The following is a 15,975-nucleotide window of genomic DNA, read 5'->3' on the forward strand; positions in this document are numbered from 1 at the left end:
CGGTTCAGTGGCTGCGGCGGGTCACCAGCTCGGCGAGTGCCAGCAGTTCGTCGGCCGCGGACGGCTCCGGTACGGCCACGGCCAGCTGGGCCATCGCCGCGGCCATCCGCTCGCAGGACTCGCCCTGCGCCCAGCCGCGCCCGCCGGCCGCCTCCACGGCGGCCGCGCACCGCGCCAACTCCTCGGCGCTGAGCGGACGTTCGAGCGAGTAGAGCTCGGCGAGCCGGGCTCCCTCGGCGGTGCCGGAGCCGAGCGCCTTGACCACCGGCAGCGACTTCTTCCGGGCGACCAGGTCGGCGCCGACCGGCTTGCCGGTGACCGCCGGATCCCCCCAGATGCCGATCAGGTCGTCGATCAGCTGGAAGGCCAGGCCGATCTCGCGGCCGAAGCCGTCCATCGCCTGCGCCGCCTCCTCCGTGCCGCCGCCGTACAGCGCGCCCATCGCACAGGCGGCTCCGAGCAGGGCGCCGGTCTTGGCCTCGGCCATCGCCAGGCACTCGGCGAGCGAGACGTCGTTGCGCTGCTCGAAGGCGCAGTCGATCTGCTGGCCCTCGCAGAGTTCGACCACGCAGTCGGCGAGCCGGCGGATCGAGCCGCGGGCGGCCGGGTGGGCGTCCTCGGCGACCAGGCGCAGCGCGAGGGAGTGCATCGCGTCGCCGGCCAGGATGGCCTCGGTGGTGCCGAACACCCGCCAGGCGGTGGGCCGGTGGCGGCGGGTGTCGTCCCGGTCGATGACGTCGTCGTGGAGCAGGGTGAAGTTGTGCACCAGCTCCACCGCGGCGGCCGCGGCGACGGCCCTGCCGGGGGTGCCGCCGAGGGCCTGGGTGGCGGCGAGGACCAGGGCGGGGCGGATCGCCTTGCCGGAGGAGGCCTCGGAGGGTGTACCGTCCGCCTCCCACCAGCCGAAGTGGTAGCCGGCCACCTTGCGCATCGTGCCGGGCAGTGAGTCGACGGCGGCCCGCAGGACCGGGTCGACCAGCCCGCGGGCACGGGCCAGGATGTCGGCCGCCTCGTGGCCCTCTTTGTGGTCCCGCTCCAGCGTGGAGCTCGTCATGGGTTCCTCCCCCTGTAGGGCGCGTGCGTGGGACGGCCGGCCCGTCGGGGCGGCCGGGTGCGCCGGGGCGGCGGGCCGGTGGCCGTACGCGCCGCGGCGCGCCGCCCGGCCGGGGCTGCTCCCCCCGGCCGGGCGGCGCGGTTTCGGCTCGGAAGCCGAGCCGGCGGCTGTCGTCAGCGCTGGGCGACGTCCACGTTCTCCAGGACGCCGACGGCGTCCGGAACCAGGATGGCGGCCGAATAGTAGGCGCTCACCAGGTAGGAAATGATGGCCTTCTCGTCGATTCCCATGAACCGCACCGAAAGGCTCGGCTGGTATTCGTCCGGAATTCCGGTCTGGTGCAGGCCGATGACACCCTGGTTGTCCTCGCCGATGCGCATCGCGAGGATCGAGCTGGTGTTCCCGCCGATGACCGGGATCTTGTTGCACGGGAAGATCGGCACTCCGCGCCAGGCGCTGACCTGCTTGCCCTCGACCTCGACCGTGCCCGGGTAGAGGCCGCGCTTGTTGCACTCCCGGCCGAAGGCGGCGATGGCCTTGGGGTGCGCCAGGAACATCCTGGTGCTGCGGCGGCGGCTGAGCAGCTCGTCCATGTCGTCCGGGGTGGGCGGGCCGGAGTGGGTCTGGATCCGCTGGTCGTACTCGGCGTTCTCCAGCAGGCCGAACTCGGGGTTGTTGATGAGCTCGTGCTCCTGGCGCTCGCGCAGGGCCTCGATGGTCAGCCGGAGCTGGTGCTCGGTCTGGTTCATCGGCTTGTTGTAGAGGTCGGCGACGCGGCTGTGCACCTTGAGGATGGTCTGGGCGACGCTCAGCTCGTACTCGCGCGGCTTGAGTTCGTAGTCCACGAAGGCGCCGGGCAGCTCGTACTCGCCCTGGTGGCCGGCGGAGAGGTCGATCGCGGCCTCGCCGTGCTTGTTCTGCGCCTGCTGGAAGCCGTTCAGGTACTCCATGATCTGCAGCTGCAGGGACTCGGAGCGGTCGTGCAGTTCCTGGAAGGACGGCCAGGCGAGCACCATCACGGTGCCGGCGGTGGCGGCGCGGACGGTGTACGGCCAGCTGCCGTTCTCCTCCTGGAGCGCCTCGTCGCCCAGGTGGTCGCCGTCGGCCAGGGTGCCGACCACCGTCTCCTCGCCGTACTTGCCGGTGCCGAGCCGGTCGAGCTTGCCGTGCGCGATCAGGAAGACCTCGCTGATCGGCGTGCCGGCCGTGACCAGGACGTCGCCCGCGTCGAACTGCCGCTGGACGAAGCGGCCGGCCAGCTCCTCCAGCACCGCCTCGTCCTGGTAGCCGCGCAGCACCGGCACCTCGGCCAGCGTCTGCGGCACGATCCGCACCTCGGAACCCGTCTTGACGAAACCCACCCGGCCGCGGCCGACCTTGTGGCGCAGGCGGCGGTTGACCCGGTAGGTGCCGCCGGAGACCTGCACCCAGGGCAGCATCCTGAGCAGCCAGCGCGGGCTGATGCCCTGCATCTGGGGCGCGGACTTGGTGGTCGTGGCGAGGTTCCGCGCGCCCGCCGTGCTCAGGGACTGCTGCTGCCGGATCTCCGGCTGCGCGCCCGGCGCAGGAATTCCGGCATTGGTTTCGGTCGACATAGGGGGAGCCCTTCGCATGCCCGATGAAGTGTCGCCTTGCACATTCTTGTTGCAGCTTCATGGTGGGCCCGTTCGGGGACGACCCGCAATCACTCGTTCGAGTGGTTCTGAATAACCGAACAAATAGTACGAATAGATCGCCTGGTCGATATGCGTTCGACCGTTTATTCGAACTGTTCTAGAGCGGGCCGTTCCAGTCCAGGGTCGGCTCCAGCACCCCTTCCAGGGTGAGCAGCCAGCGCTTCACATCGATCCCGACCCGGCCGCCGCCGAAGCCGCCGATCCCGTCCGCCGCCACCACCCGGTGGCAGGGCACCAGCAGGGCCACCGGGTTGGCGGCCATCATCTGCCCGACCGTCCGGGCGGCCAGGCCGGGCTCCGTGACGTCCTCGAACACCCCGCTGCGGGCGGCCAGTTCGCCGTAGGTGATGGTCCGGCCGTACGGTACCTGCTCCCAGAGCGTCCGCAGCACGGCGCGGTGCGGCCCGGAGCTGAGGCTCCAGTCGATCGGCAGGCCCAACTCCCGGCTGCGGCCCGCCAGGTAGGCACCGATCCGCTCGGTGACGGCGGTGATCTTCGCGGGGTCGGTGCACGGCGGGGTCTCGCCGTCCCGTCCGCCGTAGCCGGCGGCAGCCACGCCCAGCGGCGTCACCGCGATGTGCATCGGGCCGCTGGGCAGCGGGGTCGGCACGGTCAGCCAGGACAACGACCAGGACTGCGGCACGCTCGGGCCCCCACCCTCCACCGGGCCGGCCACCGGCCAGCCCGGCGACCACGGGGCGCTCCGGACCGGTCCGCCCCGCGCGCCATCGTACGGCGGGCGGGGCGGGCCCTCGGTCGGTCCGGTCAGAGCTGCCCCTTCAGGCTGCGGGCGGTCGACGCGCAGAAGTGCACCAGTTCGGCGCGGTCCGGCGCGCGGCCCTCGCAGAGCGCGGCGACCTGGGCGTCGGTGATCCGGTCCGATCCCGGGATCTCCAGCAGGTACGCCAGGTCGGCCAGAACGGTGGCCAGCCGCTCCGCGTCCACGTGGTCCAGGGTGGCCGCGGACTGGTGGTGGCTGATGGTGAGCGAACCGGGCATGGTGCACCTCCTCCGTACCCCCTCCGTCCACGGTACGGCCGACCCGGCCACCCCGCCCGCCGCGGAGGCACGCACGCGTGGGCGGAGCGACCGGCTGCGCTCCGGGGCCGGCCGGGTGCGGTGCGCGGTGGGCCGCACCGGTACCGGCCGGGGGTGCGCCCCGGAGCCGTCCGAGGGGTGAGTCAGTGGTCCGGGCCCTCCTCCCAGCGGCGATCCGTACGGTCGGCAGGCCCAACACTACGGCCCCGGCCACGACTTGCCGGACCGCTCCGGCCCACAGCACGCCGCCGACGCCGAACCGGGCCGACAGCGGACCGGCCCTCCGGCAGCTGCGGGAGGGTCGGTAGGAGCGGTAGGAGGGGTAGGAGCGGTAGGAGACATCCGTCGGAGCGGGGCACAGCCACGGCTCCGACGGTTCAGCCGGTGGCCCAGGTCGGGGTCGCGGCCCGGTCGAGCCGGGCGTAGCCGGCGTCCTGGGTGAGCAGTTCCCGGTGGCTGCCGCACGCGACCACGCGGCCTCCGCGCAGCAGGACGATCCGGTCGGCGTTCCGTACGGTGAGCAGGTTGTGCGAGATGATGATCGTGGTCCGTCCGCTCATCAGCCGGCCGAGCGGCTCCAGGATCCGCCGCCCCGACTCCGGGTCCAGCCCGGTGGTCGGCTCGTCGAGCAGCAGCACGGGTGCGTCCCGGACCATCGCCCGGGCGATCGCGATCCGCTGGCGCTGGCCGCCGGACAGCAGCCGCCCGTGCTGGCCCACCACCGTGTCGTAGCCCTCGGGCAGCCGGCTGACGAACTCGTGGGCGTCGGCGGCCCGGGCGGCCGCCACGATCTGCGCGTCGGTGGCGTCCGGACGGCCGTAGGCGATGTTGTCCCGGACGGTCCCGTGGACGACCAGGGTCTCCTGGAGCAGCAGCGCGATGTGCTCGCGCAGGTCGGTGACGGCCAGGTCGCGCACATCGGTGCCGTCCAGCCGGACGGTACCGCGCTCCGGGTCGTAGAAGCGCAGCAGCAGCTTGGCCACGGTGGACTTGCCCGCCCCGCTCTCCCCGACCAACGCCACCGTCTCGCCCGGTTCGGCGTGGAAGGAGACGTCGTGCAGCGCCACCCGGGGCGCGTCCGGGTAGCGGAACCGGACGCCCTCGAAGGCCACCGTCCCGCGCACCCGCGCCGGGCGCAGCGGTTTCGGCGGATCGGCCACCTGCGGCCGCTGGTCCTGGAGTTCGATGATCCGCTCGGCGGAGGCCGCGGCCGAGAAGAAGCCGTTGCTGAGCCGCCCGATCCCCTGGACCGGGCCGTAGAGACGGCTCAACAGAGCGACGAAGACGAGGAGTTCGCCGAGGGTGAGGCGGCCGCGGGCCAGCTCCCACGCCCCCAGCCCGAGCACGATCAGCGCGCCGAGCAGCTCCAGCAGGTCCACGATCGGCTCGAACAGCGCCCGTATCCGGGCCGCCGCCATGGTCGCCCGGAACCGTGCCAGGTTCTCCCGCAGAAAACGCCGCTGCTCCCAGTCCTGCTGGTTGTACGCCTGGACGAGGGCGATGTTGCCGAGCGTCTCCTCCGCGAGGGCGCTGACCGAACCGCTGCGGCGCCGCCGCTCGCGGGACGCCGCCTTGACCTTCACCGAGAAGCGCCGGGCGGTGACCCAGAACAGCGGTGCGACCACCAGGGCCGTCAGCGTGAGGTCCCAGCGCAGGTAGAACAGCACGCCCAGGAAGACGGCCAGTTCGGCGACGTACGCGACCGCTTCCAGGACGCCCGAGAGCAGGAAGGTCTCGACCGCCTCGATGTCCGCGGTCAGCCGCGACAGCACGTCGCCGAGCCGCCGTCGCTCGAAGAAGCCCAGCGACAGGCCCTGCAGGTGCCGGAAGACGTCCGTCCGCAGATTGAGGAGGAAGCGCTCGCTGACCCAGGTGGAGAGCGTCTCGTCGGCGAAGCCCAGGCCTCCCGCCAGCAGGGTCAGCCCGGCGTAACCGAGCGCCACCGGCAGGAACAGTCCGAGTCTGCGCGGCACCAGCACATCGTCGACGACGACCTTGAACAGCCAGATCATCGCCGCGTCGACCACCGGGCCGAGCAGGACGATCGCCACCAGGAGGATCAGCCAGCGCCTCCCGCCTCGGGTGTAGGGCCAGAACTGCCGGAAGGTCCGCCGCAGCGGTACGACCGGGGCCGCGGCGACGACCGGCTCCACCCGGCCGTCGCCGTCGCCCGTGTCGACGGCCGTCAACCGCCGCAGGGACCACACCAGTTCGTCCTAGCCAGGGATCTTCAGCGGTCCGTGGACCCGTCAGTACCGGTCCCGCCGGTTCCGGCGGTGACGGCGACGGCGGCGACGGTCGTCGCCGAAGTCGTCCTTGTGGTCGCGGAAGTCCCCGCGGTCGTCTCCGCGGTCACGGCCGCGGCCACCGCGGTCGCCCCGCAGCGTCGGCAGGAGGTTGGCGAGGATGCTCATCACTGCCACCTTTCTCTCGGTTTCTCCCCCACCGGAATGTACGGACGGACGGGCGGGGGTACTCAGCCCCGGACGCATGTCACCGGATGTGTTCGGGGTCACCGAGGGTGTTCCGGCGGGCGTCACGGCTTCGTCGCGGCTTCTTTCGCGGCTTCGGGCACGGCTTCTTTCGCGGCTTCGTCGCGGCTTCGGGCGCGGCTTCGGGCGCGGCTTCGGGCGCGGCTTCTTTCGCGTCCGTCGCGGCTTCGGGCGCGGCTTCCGTCACAGCTCCGTTCCGACCGGCCCGGCGACCGTTACCCAGCCGATGGGCGACCGTGACGCGGCCGGGCGGGCACCGCGACACGGCCCTCCTACCGTCACTGACGACGCACCGACCGGCCGAACGGGCCGGCCCCACCGGCCGGCCGTACGGGCCGCGGGGGCGTCGCGAGAGCCGCGGTCTCGCCACTGACGCGTTCGTTCACCAGAGTCTTCGTCTTCGAAGGAGAACCACCGTATGAGCAGGAGCCGTACCCACCGTTCGCCCGCCCGCCGGATGCTGGCGGTCTGCGCGCTGACCGGCGCCGCGCTGGTGACCGTCGTCACCGGCGGACAGGCCTGGGCCGACGGAACCCCGAAGGCGGCCCCCACCGCCCACGCCCCCGCCAACCCGGCACCGGCGGGCGGGGCCGCGGGCGCGGCCCGTCCCTCCGCCACGGCCGTCAGCCCGGCCACCGCCGTGCCCGCGGCGCAGCCCGCCCCCGCCGGCGGCCAGTCGCAGGTCCGCGAGGTGCCGAAGGGCGCCGCCCAGGCCGGTGACGGCTCGGGAGAGACCGACGGCAACGGCCTGATGCTGGCGGGCGGCGGCGCCGTCGCGGCCGTCGGCGCCGGTGCGCTGGGCTTCGCCGTGCTGCGCCGCCGCTCCGGTGCGCGTGGCTGACAGCCGTCCCGAGTCCGCCGGGCACCCCGGCGCCCTTCCTCCGCACCCGGCCGGGCGGGGAAGCGGCGCCGGGGTGCCCCGGGCGGCGGGGACCGCCGCGCGGGGCGGCCGTGGGCGGCGGCGTGCCGCCCGGCCCGGCCCCGGAATCCTGCGCCGGAGCGTCTTCGGCGCCGCCGGCCTGCTCTGCGTGGTGCTCGGCACCTCGCTCGCGCTGTCCGGCCAGAACGCCCCGGTGGTGCGGATCGAGACCTCCGGCCACGACCCGGCGGCCGACGCGCCCGCCCCGACCGCGTCCGGCCGTACCACCCCCGTAGGCGCACCGACCGCCGGTGCCGGGACGCTCGCCGCCTCGCCGCCCACCCGGCTGCTGATCCCCTCCATCGGCGTGGACGCCCCGGTGACCGACCTCGGCCTGAACGCCGACGGCAGCGTCCAGGTGCCCACGGCCGACCACGCCGACCAGGTCGGCTGGTACCGCAACGGCCCCACCCCGGGCGAGGCCGGCCCCGCCGTCCTGATCGGCCACCTCGACACCAGGAACGGCCCGGCGGTCTTCCGGCACCTGCCGGAACTCCACCCGGGGGACCTGATCCGGATCCGGCGCTCGGACGGCGGCACCGTTGACTTCAAGGTCCGCAGCCTCCTCCAGGCCGCCAAGGACCGCTTCCCGACCGACACGGTGTACGGCGACACCCCCGGGCCCACGCTGCGGCTGATCACCTGCGGCGGCCGGATCGGCTCGGACGGCCACTGGACGGACAACATCATCGTGCTGGCGGACCCGGCCTGACCTGGGCCGTCGCCCCGGCGGGGGAACCGCCGGGCGGCGTCCGGGCGACCTACCCACCGGAACAACCGCAGGAACAACCACTGGGACAAGCGCAGGCCGCAGGAACAGCCACCGGAACAGCCACCGGGACGCACGGGCTACCACAGTTGCGACAGCAGAACGGGCACAGGGACGACGAACCGGCACCGCACCGCGCGCACCGCGAACCAGGAGGACGAGCACCGACCGTGGCACCACCGACCCCGCTCCGCCGCCGCCCCGGCGCCGTACCCGCGGCCGCCCTCGCCGCCCTGGCAGTGCTGACCGTCCTCGGCGTCCTGGCGTTCGGCCGTCCCGCCCCCGGCGGTCTGCGGGACGACGGCCCGCGCGCGGCCGTCACCCGGCCGCCGTCGGCCAAGCCGCTCTGGCCCGGCCTGGCCACCGCCCCGCCGCCCGCCACGTCCGCGACCGGGTCCACCACCCAGGCACCGCCGCAGCCCGTACCCGACCTGACCGTCCCCGGGCACGACCTCACCGCGGTCGACGTCCACGCCCTCCTCGCCAAGGACCCGGCAGTGACCGCGGAGGAGCGCCGCGCGCTCGGCTCCTGCACCGACTGCGAGGTGCGGGCCCCCGAGTTCCGCGACCTCACCGGCGACGGACAGCCCGAGCTGATCACGGCCGTCACCACCCCCGGACAGGTCGTGCTGCACGTCTACACCCTCTCCGGCGACCGCGTGCTGCCGATCCTGCGGGTGCAGATCAAGCCCGATTTCGGCGCCGAGACACTCGACTCCGACCTGTGGCTGTACGAGCCCACCACCGTCACCACCCGCACCACCAGCCACTACCGGTGGGACGGGACCAGGCTCGCCCTGGTCGAGAAGCGGGTGGACGGCATCGGCCTGCTCCAGCCCACCGAGGCGGGCGCCGACCCGGCGACCGGCACCGGTCCCAGCGGCGCGGTGCCCGTTCCGATGCGTCCCTCCGCCGAGGCGAAGCCGGGCGGATGGGCGGCCGTCCCGTCCGCACGCCCCGGCCGACCCCAGCCCCAGCCCCAGCCCGCCCAGCCGTCCGCCACCGCCGTCGTCCCGGAAGCGAAGCGATGACCAGCGCAACCGCCCCCGCCCAGCCACACATCCTGCTCGTCGAGGACGACGAAGTGATCCGGGAGGCCACCCGGATGGCCCTGGAGCGCTACGGCTTCCCGGTCACCACCGCCGCCGACGGCCTGGAGGGGCTGGAGGCCTTCCACGCCGTCCGCCCCGACCTGCTCCTGCTGGACGTCATGCTGCCGCTGCTCGACGGGGTCGGTCTGTGCCGCCGGATCCGGGAGGAGAGCCAGCTGCCGATCCTGATGATGTCGGCCCGCACCGACCCGGTGGACGTGGTGTCCGGCCTGGAGGCGGGCGCGGACGACTACGTGGTCAAGCCCTTCGAGAGCGCCGTCCTGGTCGCCCGGATCCGTACCGTGCTGCGCCGCATCCGGGTGGCGCCGGCGGCCGTCCCCCCGGCTCCTCCCGCTGCCTCTCCTTCCACTCCCTCCTCCCCTTCCGCTCTCTCCCCTTCCTCCGACGCCCCGGCACCCCTCGCCGCGCCCTCCCCCTCCCCCGCCGTCCGCAACTTCGACGGTCTGCAGGTGGACACCGACAGCATGGAGGTGCGGGTCGACGGCCGCCTCGTCCCACTCACCCCCACCGAGCTGCGGCTGCTGCTGGAGTTCACCGCCGCACCCGGCATCGTGCTGGAACGCTCCACGCTGTTGGAGCGCGTCTGGGACTACGAGTGGGGCGCCGACACCCGGGTGGTCGACGTCCATGTGCAACGGCTGCGCGCCAAGATCGGCTCCGGCCGGATCGAGACCGTCCGCGGCTTCGGCTACAAGCTGCGGCGCCCCGCATGACCGTGCGCCTCCCCCGACTCCCCGGCCCCCGACTCCCCGGCCCCCGACTCCCCGGCCCCCGACTGACGCTGCACCGACCGGCCCTGCGCCGGATGACGCTGCGCCGCCAGATCGCCACCGCCGTCGCCGCCATCTCCGTCCTGGTCGCGGTGGCCGTCGGCCTGCTGGTCCACCAGGCGATGATCCGTCAGCACGTCGACCAGGCACGCGCCTCGGCGCTCACCGCCCTCGACTCCGCACTCACCGACTACGGGCGCAACCTCCCCAACCCCGTCGGCGCCCTCGACGACCCGGCCCTCCCCACCCGACTGCACGACCTCGCCGCCGCCGGACGACAGGGCTCGCTGCTCGCGACCGACCGGCAGGGCGAGTCCATGTGGGCGGCGGCCCCGGTCCAGGGCGGCGTGCTCTCCGTCCGGGTGGACTTCGCCCAGGACCGCCGGGCCATCGCCGACCTGGACCGGATCATCCTGCTCACCGTCATCGCCGCGGTCTTCACCACCGTGCTCGCCGGCGTGCTCGTCGCCGACCGGATCAGCCGCCGCCTGCGCACCGCGGCCACCGCCGCCCGGGGCATCGCGGCCGGCGGCACCGACACCCGGATCGGCGAACTCGTCGACGGGAAGGACGAGGTCGCCGACCTCGCCGCCGCCGTCGACCTGATGTCCCGCACCCTGCACCGCCGCCTGGCGGACGAACAGCGCTTCACCGCCGACGTCGCCCACGAACTGCGCACCCCGCTCACCGGCCTGGTCACCGCCGCCGAACTGCTGCCGCCCGGCCGCCCCACCCAGCTGGTGCAGAACCGGGTCCAGGCCCTGCGCGCGCTCGTCGAGGACCTCCTGGAGGTCTCCCGCCTGGACGCGGACGTCGAGTCCCCCGACCTCTCCGCCGTCCCCCTGGAACGCGCGGTGCGCCGCACCGTCACCCTCACCGGCCTCGACGTCGAGATCGGGATCACCTCCGACCAGGAGGTCCGCACCGACCTGCGCCGCCTCGACCGCATCCTCGGCAACCTGCTGCTCAACGCCCACCGCCACGGAGCCGGCCCGGTCGAACTCCACGTCGACGGCCGCCGCATCACCGTCCGCGACCACGGCCCCGGCTACCCGGACGACCTCCTCGACCACGGCCCCCAGCGCTTCCGCACCAACGCCCCGGAACGCGGCCGCGGCCACGGCCTCGGCCTCACCATCGCCACCGGCCACACCCGCGTCATCGGCGCCACCCTCACCTTCGCCAACCACCCCGCCGGCGGCGCCCTCGCCACCCTCACCCTCCCCCCGGACTGACACCCCGCCCCCACCAACGCCGAAGGGCCGGCCCGATCACCATCGGGCCGGCCCTTCCGCCGCTGAGCCCCCTGTCGGGTTCGAACCGACGACCCCCGCTTTACAAGAGCGGTGCTCTGGCCAGCTGAGCTAAGGAGGCACGGTGGCCGTCCGCGAAGGATCACGGCGGCACCGGGGGCAGTCTACCGGGCCGGGGTGGCGAGGTGGGGGGATATCCGGGGGTTGGCGGGGGGCGGACGCTGCGTGGGTGGGCGGGGGTCGGTGTGGGGGGTGGGCGTGATGGAACCGATGCCGAAATCGGGTGGAGGGGGGCTGACAAGCGACGGGAGCGCGGGTAGCGTCGCCGGGAGTCGGTTCTGGTAGTGGTTCAGACCACTGACGGGCCGACGGAGACGAACAATCCCCCTTTACTCGGATCGTCCGGCACGTTCCTGCCGGTGAAGGAGAGAACGACCATGGCTTCTGTCACGTACGACCAGGCGACCCGCATCTACCCGGGGGCGACCAAGCCCTCGGTGGACGCGCTGGACCTGGAGATCGCGGACGGCGAGTTCCTCGTGCTGGTCGGCCCGTCGGGCTGCGGCAAGTCGACCAGCCTGCGCATGCTGGCCGGCCTGGAGGACGTCAACAGCGGCGCGATCCGGATCGGCGACCGGGACGTCACCCACCTGCCGCCGAAGGACCGGGACATCGCCATGGTGTTCCAGAACTACGCGCTCTACCCGCACATGACCGTCGCCGAGAACATGGGCTTCGCGCTCAAGATCGCCGGCGTGAACAAGGCGGACATCCGCACCAAGGTCGAGGAGGCGGCGAAGATCCTCGACCTCACCGACTTCCTGGACCGCAAGCCGAAGGCGCTCTCCGGCGGTCAGCGCCAGCGTGTCGCGATGGGCCGCGCGATCGTCCGCCAGCCGCAGGTCTTCCTGATGGACGAGCCGCTGTCGAACCTGGACGCCAAGCTCCGCGTCTCGACGCGCACCCAGATCGCCGGCCTGCAGCGCCGCCTGGGCATCACCACCGTCTACGTCACCCACGACCAGACCGAGGCGCTCACCATGGGCGACCGGGTCGCGGTGCTCAAGGACGGTCTGCTGCAGCAGGTCGACACCCCGCGCAACATGTACGACAAGCCCGCCAACCTGTTCGTGGCCGGCTTCATCGGCTCGCCGGCCATGAACCTGGTCGAGGTGCCGCTGGTGGACGGCGGGGTGAAGTTCGGCGGCTCCGTCGTCAACATCTCGCGCGAGAACCTGGCCGGCGCCGGCACCGACAAGACGGTGATCGTCGGCATCCGCCCGGAGCACTTCCAGATCGTCGACGCCGGCGGCATCGAGGGCGTCGCCGTGACGGTGAACGTGGTCGAGGAGCTCGGCTCGGACGGCTTCGTCTACGGCACCACCCAGCTCGGCGGCGTGGACAAGGACTTGGTCGTCCGGGTGCCCGGCCGCCAGATCCCGACCCGCGGCGAGACCATCCACGTGGTGCCGATCGCCCAGGAGACCCACGTCTTCGCCGCCAGCAGCGGCGTGCGCCTGAGCGTCTGCGACTGAGGCGGCTGACCCCCGGCTACGGAGCCCGTCGGACCTTCCGGTCCGGCGGGCTCCGTCCGTACACCCCCGCGTCAACACCGTGCAGGGACGAACCCGGACACCTGTCACTCGATGGTGTAACCGAGGGCGATCCGGCCCGTACCCACCGCTACTCTCCTGAGGGTGAAGCAGCTTGTGCGCCGTATCGGCCAGACCGTCGCCCTGACCCTGCCGGTCGTCCTGGTGACCACCGGCACCCTCGCCGTGACCCGCGTCCCGTGGGCCCCACCGACCGGGCTCGACCAGCAGGTCGTGGCGGCGTCCAGCGGCGACGGCGCCGGGATCGGGCGCTCCGCCACCGCCACCACCAGGACGGACGGGCTCGCCCCGCAGGAGTCGCTGCGGGTGGCGCTGCTGGACGAGCTGCGCGCCAAGAACCCCTCGGCCGCGCTGGACCTGCTGGAGCGCTCCATGCGCGAGCAGCCCTCGCTGACGCCGTACTGCACCTCGCTGGCCACCGAGTTGGGCAAGGCCGCGGTGCGCAAGTACCAGGGCGACGTGCAGCGGGCCCGGTCCTTCGCCCGCCCGGTCTGCGACGGCTCCTTCGCGGCCGGCGTCACCGGCTGACGACCGCCGACTGGCGACTGGCGACTGGCGACCGGCGTCCGACGACCGGCGACTGACGACCGGCGTCCGGCGACCGACGACCGACGACCGGGTGCTGTCGACCGGCACCCGTCGTCCGGGAGCCGTCGACCGCAAAGCCGACCGCCGCTGAACGACGGACGGCGTCAACACCCTCCGGGCGTCCTATTGTTCAGGCATGACCGCTGACTCCGGCCCCACCGCCGACCTCGCGTCCTCCCCGCCCCACCAGCCCCGGCCGACCACGACGCCCGTCACCCAGGCCGTGATCCTGGCCGGCGGCCAGGGCTCCCGGCTGCGCCCCTACACGGACGACCGCCCCAAGTCGCTGGTCGAGATCCCGGGGACGGGCACCCCGATCCTCGGCCACCAGCTGGCCTGGCTGGCCGCCGAGGGCGTCACCGACGTCGTGGTGTCCTGCGGTCACCTCGCCGACGTGCTGGAGGAGTGGCTCGGCCGGGCGGACCTGCCGTTGCGGGTCAGCACGGTGGTCGAGGCCGAGCCGCTGGGGCGCGGTGGCGGCCTGAAGTTCGCGGCGAAGGCGCTGCCGCGCCCGGACGAGCCCTGGTACGCGACCAACGGCGACATCTGGACCCGCTTCAGCCTGCGCGACATGGCCGCCTTCCACCACGAGCGGGACGCCGTCGCGACGCTCGCGCTGGCCCGGCCGCGCATCCCGTGGGGCGCCGTGGAGACCGACCAGTTCGGCAACGTGCTGGACTTCATCGAGTCCCCGCCCTCGCCCTTCCTGATCAACGCCGGCCTGTACGTGTTCAGCCCGGAGTTCGCCGAGTTGCTGCCGGACGTGGGCGACCACGAGCGGACCACCTTCCCCCAGCTCGCCCGCGGCAAGCGGCTCGCCGGCTACCAGCTGGCACTGGGTGTGTACTGGCGCGCCATCGACACGGCGAAGGATCTCACCGAGGCGGCCAAGGAGCTCGCGGCCTACCGCGAAAGCGCCCAGTAACGAACGCGCGGGCACCCGCCCAGGCGGGCACAGACCGAGACCCAGGCCCAGGCGCCCAGGCGCCCAGCCGCAGCCGCAGGCACTATGCGCAAGCAGAAGCACGGGCAAAAGCGCTACGGCCGGGTGCTCCCCCACGGAGCACCCGGCCGTAGCGCGTCCGGCGGCCTCAGGTGGCCGTCGGCGTCCCCGGACGGGAGGACTGCCCACCGGACAGGTCGGCCAGCGGCCCGCTGCCCAGCACCGGTCCGCTGCCCAGCACCCCGCCGAGCAGCCCGGAGCCGCTGCTCGGGCTGGGCTTGGGCGCCGTGCCCGAGCCGCCGGGGACCGGGGTCCGCTGGGCCGGCGCGGAGCCGGACCCGGCGGACGGGGCGGAGGCCGCCGGCGAGGAGCCGCCGGTCTCGGCCTTGCCGGAGTGCTTGCCGCTCGGCGCGGCCCCGGCCGGCTTGGCGGGGGCGCTGGAGGGCGTGGTGGCGCTCGGCGTCGGGGTGGCCGGGCGCGGCGCGGCGGGCGGGGGCGGGGTGGACGTGCCCTGTCCGCCCGGGGCGCCGGACGGGCTGCCCGACGGCCAGACCGGGGTGCCGTAGTCGGTGGCCGGCCGGCCCGGCGTCTGGTGCGGCCGGGCGCTGGTGCGGACGGCCGCGCCCAGCATCGAGCCGAGCAGCAGGGTCAGGCCGACCACGACGGTGGTGACCACCGCGCCCCGCCGCAGGACCCGGCGGCGCAGGGCGCCCGGCGCGCCGGAGCCGATCCGCCGCCAGGCCTCCAGGTTGAGCCGCCCGTCGAGCGAGGCGAAGGGCGCCCCGGCGATCAGCAGCGGGCTCCAGGCCGCGAGGAAGATCAGGTCGGGGGTGTCGTAGACCGGCACGGACCGCCAGCTGACGGTGAACAGCAGCGCGGCGGAGAGCAGCATGGCCGCTCCGGCCGCGAGCCGCTGCCAGAGGCCGAGGACGGTGAGCACGCCGACCACGATCTCGGTGAACGACACCACCAGGCCGGAGCCGACGGGGTGCGCCATCGCGAAGGCGAGCAGCGGCTCGGCGACCTTCCACGGGTGCAGCGAGGAGAGCCAGCGCATCATCGAGCCGCGCTCGCCGCCGTCGAAGTACACCGGGTCGCAGAGCTTGCTGAACCCGGCGTAGACGGAGAGCGAGCCCAGTACGGCGCGCAGCGGCAGCAGCACCAGGCCGAGGTCGACCCGGCGGCCGGGGTACCAGGGCTGCCTGCCCTCGGAGTCGGTGGCGGAGACCTCGGGCAGTTCGCCGCTGGGGGTCCAGCCGTGCGGCTCGCCGACCGGGCCGGTGCCCGCGTCGGTGGCGGTGCCGCTGCCCTCGCGCGGCTGGCGGGGGACGGTCCGGGCGCCGGCGTAGGCCGGGAGCACCTGGGTGTCGGCCTCGTCCAGGTCGGTGCCCGCCGGGGAGCCGTTGGTCCGCACCGCCTCCAGCAGCCGGGTGGCCGCGAGGTCCCCGGGGGCCGCCTGGCCGGTCCAGGTGACGGCGGTGACCCGGCCCTTGCGGCGCGGTGCGCCGCCGGCGGCCCCGGCGGCCGCCCCGGCCATCGCCGGGACGGCGGAGGCGGGTACGACGACCTGCGGGGTGACCAGCGGACGGCGGATCAGGCCCTGGTTGGCGTAGGGGTCGCCGAAGGCTGCGCCGGTGGACAGGAGTCCGACCGGGGGCTCGATCAGCGGCGCGACCGGGGCGCCGAGCCGGAGCCGGAAGCTCGCCTGGGTGCTGCTGAGGCGCGCGGGGTCCGACGGCACCTTGACG

The 15,975-nt window shown here is 74.0% G+C and carries 15 protein-coding genes and 1 tRNA gene; 8 read left to right on the top strand and 8 right to left on the bottom strand.

Annotated elements, in window-relative coordinates; all coding sequences use genetic code 11:
* Positions 1-4: 4 nt before the first annotated feature.
* From ACZ6Z8_RS28765 to ACZ6Z8_RS28790, 6 genes are all read right to left on the bottom strand, one after another.
* Positions 5-1,054, bottom strand: a complete 1,050-nt coding sequence (locus ACZ6Z8_RS28765; RefSeq protein WP_402824138.1) for a family 2 encapsulin nanocompartment cargo protein polyprenyl transferase — start codon at positions 1,052-1,054, stop codon at positions 5-7.
* Positions 1,055-1,227: 173 nt separating this feature from the next.
* Positions 1,228-2,649: a family 2B encapsulin nanocompartment shell protein gene (locus ACZ6Z8_RS28770; RefSeq protein WP_465612933.1), complete on the bottom strand. Its 1,422-nt coding sequence runs from the start codon at positions 2,647-2,649 to the stop codon at positions 1,228-1,230.
* Between the two features lie 178 nt (positions 2,650-2,827).
* On the bottom strand, positions 2,828-3,373 hold the full coding sequence (locus ACZ6Z8_RS28775; protein WP_465612934.1) for a methylated-DNA--[protein]-cysteine S-methyltransferase: 546 nt from the start codon (positions 3,371-3,373) through the stop codon (positions 2,828-2,830).
* Between the two features lie 122 nt (positions 3,374-3,495).
* A complete protein-coding gene (locus tag ACZ6Z8_RS28780) occupies positions 3,496-3,729 on the bottom strand; it encodes a hypothetical protein (protein ID WP_465612935.1) in 234 nt (77 codons plus the stop codon).
* A gap of 416 nt (positions 3,730-4,145) precedes the next feature.
* Entirely contained in the window at positions 4,146-5,957 is a 1,812-nt protein-coding gene (locus ACZ6Z8_RS28785) for an ABC transporter ATP-binding protein (protein WP_465612936.1), read from the bottom strand.
* Between the two features lie 60 nt (positions 5,958-6,017).
* On the bottom strand, positions 6,018-6,182 hold the full coding sequence (locus ACZ6Z8_RS28790) for a hypothetical protein (protein ID WP_465612937.1): 165 nt from the start codon (positions 6,180-6,182) through the stop codon (positions 6,018-6,020).
* A gap of 496 nt (positions 6,183-6,678) precedes the next feature.
* On the opposite strand from ACZ6Z8_RS28790, the gene ACZ6Z8_RS28795 reads away from it, so the two are divergent.
* The 5 genes from ACZ6Z8_RS28795 to ACZ6Z8_RS28815 all read left to right on the top strand — a co-directional run bounded on the left by ACZ6Z8_RS28795 (position 6,679) and on the right by ACZ6Z8_RS28815 (position 11,065).
* Positions 6,679-7,101, top strand: a complete 423-nt coding sequence (locus ACZ6Z8_RS28795) for a hypothetical protein (RefSeq protein ID WP_465612938.1) — start codon at positions 6,679-6,681, stop codon at positions 7,099-7,101.
* Positions 7,094-7,891 carry a class F sortase gene (locus ACZ6Z8_RS28800; protein WP_465612939.1) on the top strand — a complete coding sequence of 266 codons (798 nt, stop codon included), beginning with the start codon at positions 7,094-7,096 and terminating at the stop codon, positions 7,889-7,891. The genes ACZ6Z8_RS28795 and ACZ6Z8_RS28800 overlap by 8 nt, the downstream gene beginning before the upstream one ends.
* Before the next feature lie 227 nt (positions 7,892-8,118).
* Positions 8,119-8,979, top strand: a complete 861-nt coding sequence (locus ACZ6Z8_RS28805) for a hypothetical protein (RefSeq protein WP_465612940.1) — start codon at positions 8,119-8,121, stop codon at positions 8,977-8,979.
* Positions 8,976-9,773: a response regulator gene (locus ACZ6Z8_RS28810; RefSeq protein ID WP_465612941.1), complete on the top strand. Its 798-nt coding sequence runs from the start codon at positions 8,976-8,978 to the stop codon at positions 9,771-9,773. The genes ACZ6Z8_RS28805 and ACZ6Z8_RS28810 overlap by 4 nt, the downstream gene beginning before the upstream one ends.
* Positions 9,770-11,065, top strand: a complete 1,296-nt coding sequence (locus ACZ6Z8_RS28815) for a sensor histidine kinase (RefSeq protein ID WP_465612942.1) — start codon at positions 9,770-9,772, stop codon at positions 11,063-11,065. Before ACZ6Z8_RS28810 ends, ACZ6Z8_RS28815 begins: the two co-directional genes overlap by 4 nt.
* Positions 11,066-11,130: 65 nt before the next feature.
* On the opposite strand, the gene ACZ6Z8_RS28820 is transcribed toward ACZ6Z8_RS28815, so the two are convergent.
* Positions 11,131-11,204 (bottom strand) — tRNA-Thr (locus ACZ6Z8_RS28820).
* A 316-nt stretch (positions 11,205-11,520) separates the two neighbouring features.
* On the opposite strand from ACZ6Z8_RS28820, the gene ACZ6Z8_RS28825 reads away from it, so the two are divergent.
* From ACZ6Z8_RS28825 to ACZ6Z8_RS28835, 3 genes are all read left to right on the top strand, one after another.
* Positions 11,521-12,618, top strand: a complete 1,098-nt coding sequence (locus ACZ6Z8_RS28825; protein WP_465612943.1) for an ABC transporter ATP-binding protein — start codon at positions 11,521-11,523, stop codon at positions 12,616-12,618.
* Positions 12,619-12,780: 162 nt separating this feature from the next.
* On the top strand, positions 12,781-13,224 hold the full coding sequence (locus ACZ6Z8_RS28830; protein WP_465612944.1) for a hypothetical protein: 444 nt from the start codon (positions 12,781-12,783) through the stop codon (positions 13,222-13,224).
* Positions 13,225-13,420: 196 nt separating this feature from the next.
* Positions 13,421-14,209 (top strand): nucleotidyltransferase family protein, encoded by a 789-nt coding sequence (locus ACZ6Z8_RS28835; RefSeq protein ID WP_465612945.1) that lies wholly within the window; start codon positions 13,421-13,423, stop codon positions 14,207-14,209.
* A gap of 166 nt (positions 14,210-14,375) precedes the next feature.
* Here the strand turns inward: ACZ6Z8_RS28835 and ACZ6Z8_RS28840 are convergent, their stop codons facing one another.
* On the bottom strand, positions 14,376-15,968 hold the full coding sequence (locus tag ACZ6Z8_RS28840; protein ID WP_465612946.1) for a DoxX family membrane protein: 1,593 nt from the start codon (positions 15,966-15,968) through the stop codon (positions 14,376-14,378).
* Positions 15,969-15,975 lie beyond the last annotated feature (7 nt).

It is taken from the genome of Kitasatospora sp. NPDC101108 (assembly GCF_055584725.1).

What these genes read in the sequence shown, in the direction of transcription:
- ACZ6Z8_RS28765 (WP_402824138.1), bottom strand. Translation starts at nt 1,054, where the DNA reads ATGACGAGCTCCACGCTGGAGCGGGACCACAAAGAGGGCCACGAGGCG.
- ACZ6Z8_RS28770 (WP_465612933.1), bottom strand. Translation starts at nt 2,649, where the DNA reads ATGTCGACCGAAACCAATGCCGGAATTCCTGCGCCGGGCGCGCAGCCG.
- ACZ6Z8_RS28780 (WP_465612935.1), bottom strand. Translation starts at nt 3,729, where the DNA reads ATGCCCGGTTCGCTCACCATCAGCCACCACCAGTCCGCGGCCACCCTG.
- ACZ6Z8_RS28790 (WP_465612937.1), bottom strand. Translation starts at nt 6,182, where the DNA reads ATGAGCATCCTCGCCAACCTCCTGCCGACGCTGCGGGGCGACCGCGGT.
- ACZ6Z8_RS28795 (WP_465612938.1), top strand. Translation starts at nt 6,679, where the DNA reads ATGAGCAGGAGCCGTACCCACCGTTCGCCCGCCCGCCGGATGCTGGCG.
- ACZ6Z8_RS28810 (WP_465612941.1), top strand. Translation starts at nt 8,976, where the DNA reads ATGACCAGCGCAACCGCCCCCGCCCAGCCACACATCCTGCTCGTCGAG.
- ACZ6Z8_RS28815 (WP_465612942.1), top strand. Translation starts at nt 9,770, where the DNA reads ATGACCGTGCGCCTCCCCCGACTCCCCGGCCCCCGACTCCCCGGCCCC.
- ACZ6Z8_RS28825 (WP_465612943.1), top strand. Translation starts at nt 11,521, where the DNA reads ATGGCTTCTGTCACGTACGACCAGGCGACCCGCATCTACCCGGGGGCG.
- ACZ6Z8_RS28835 (WP_465612945.1), top strand. Translation starts at nt 13,421, where the DNA reads ATGACCGCTGACTCCGGCCCCACCGCCGACCTCGCGTCCTCCCCGCCC.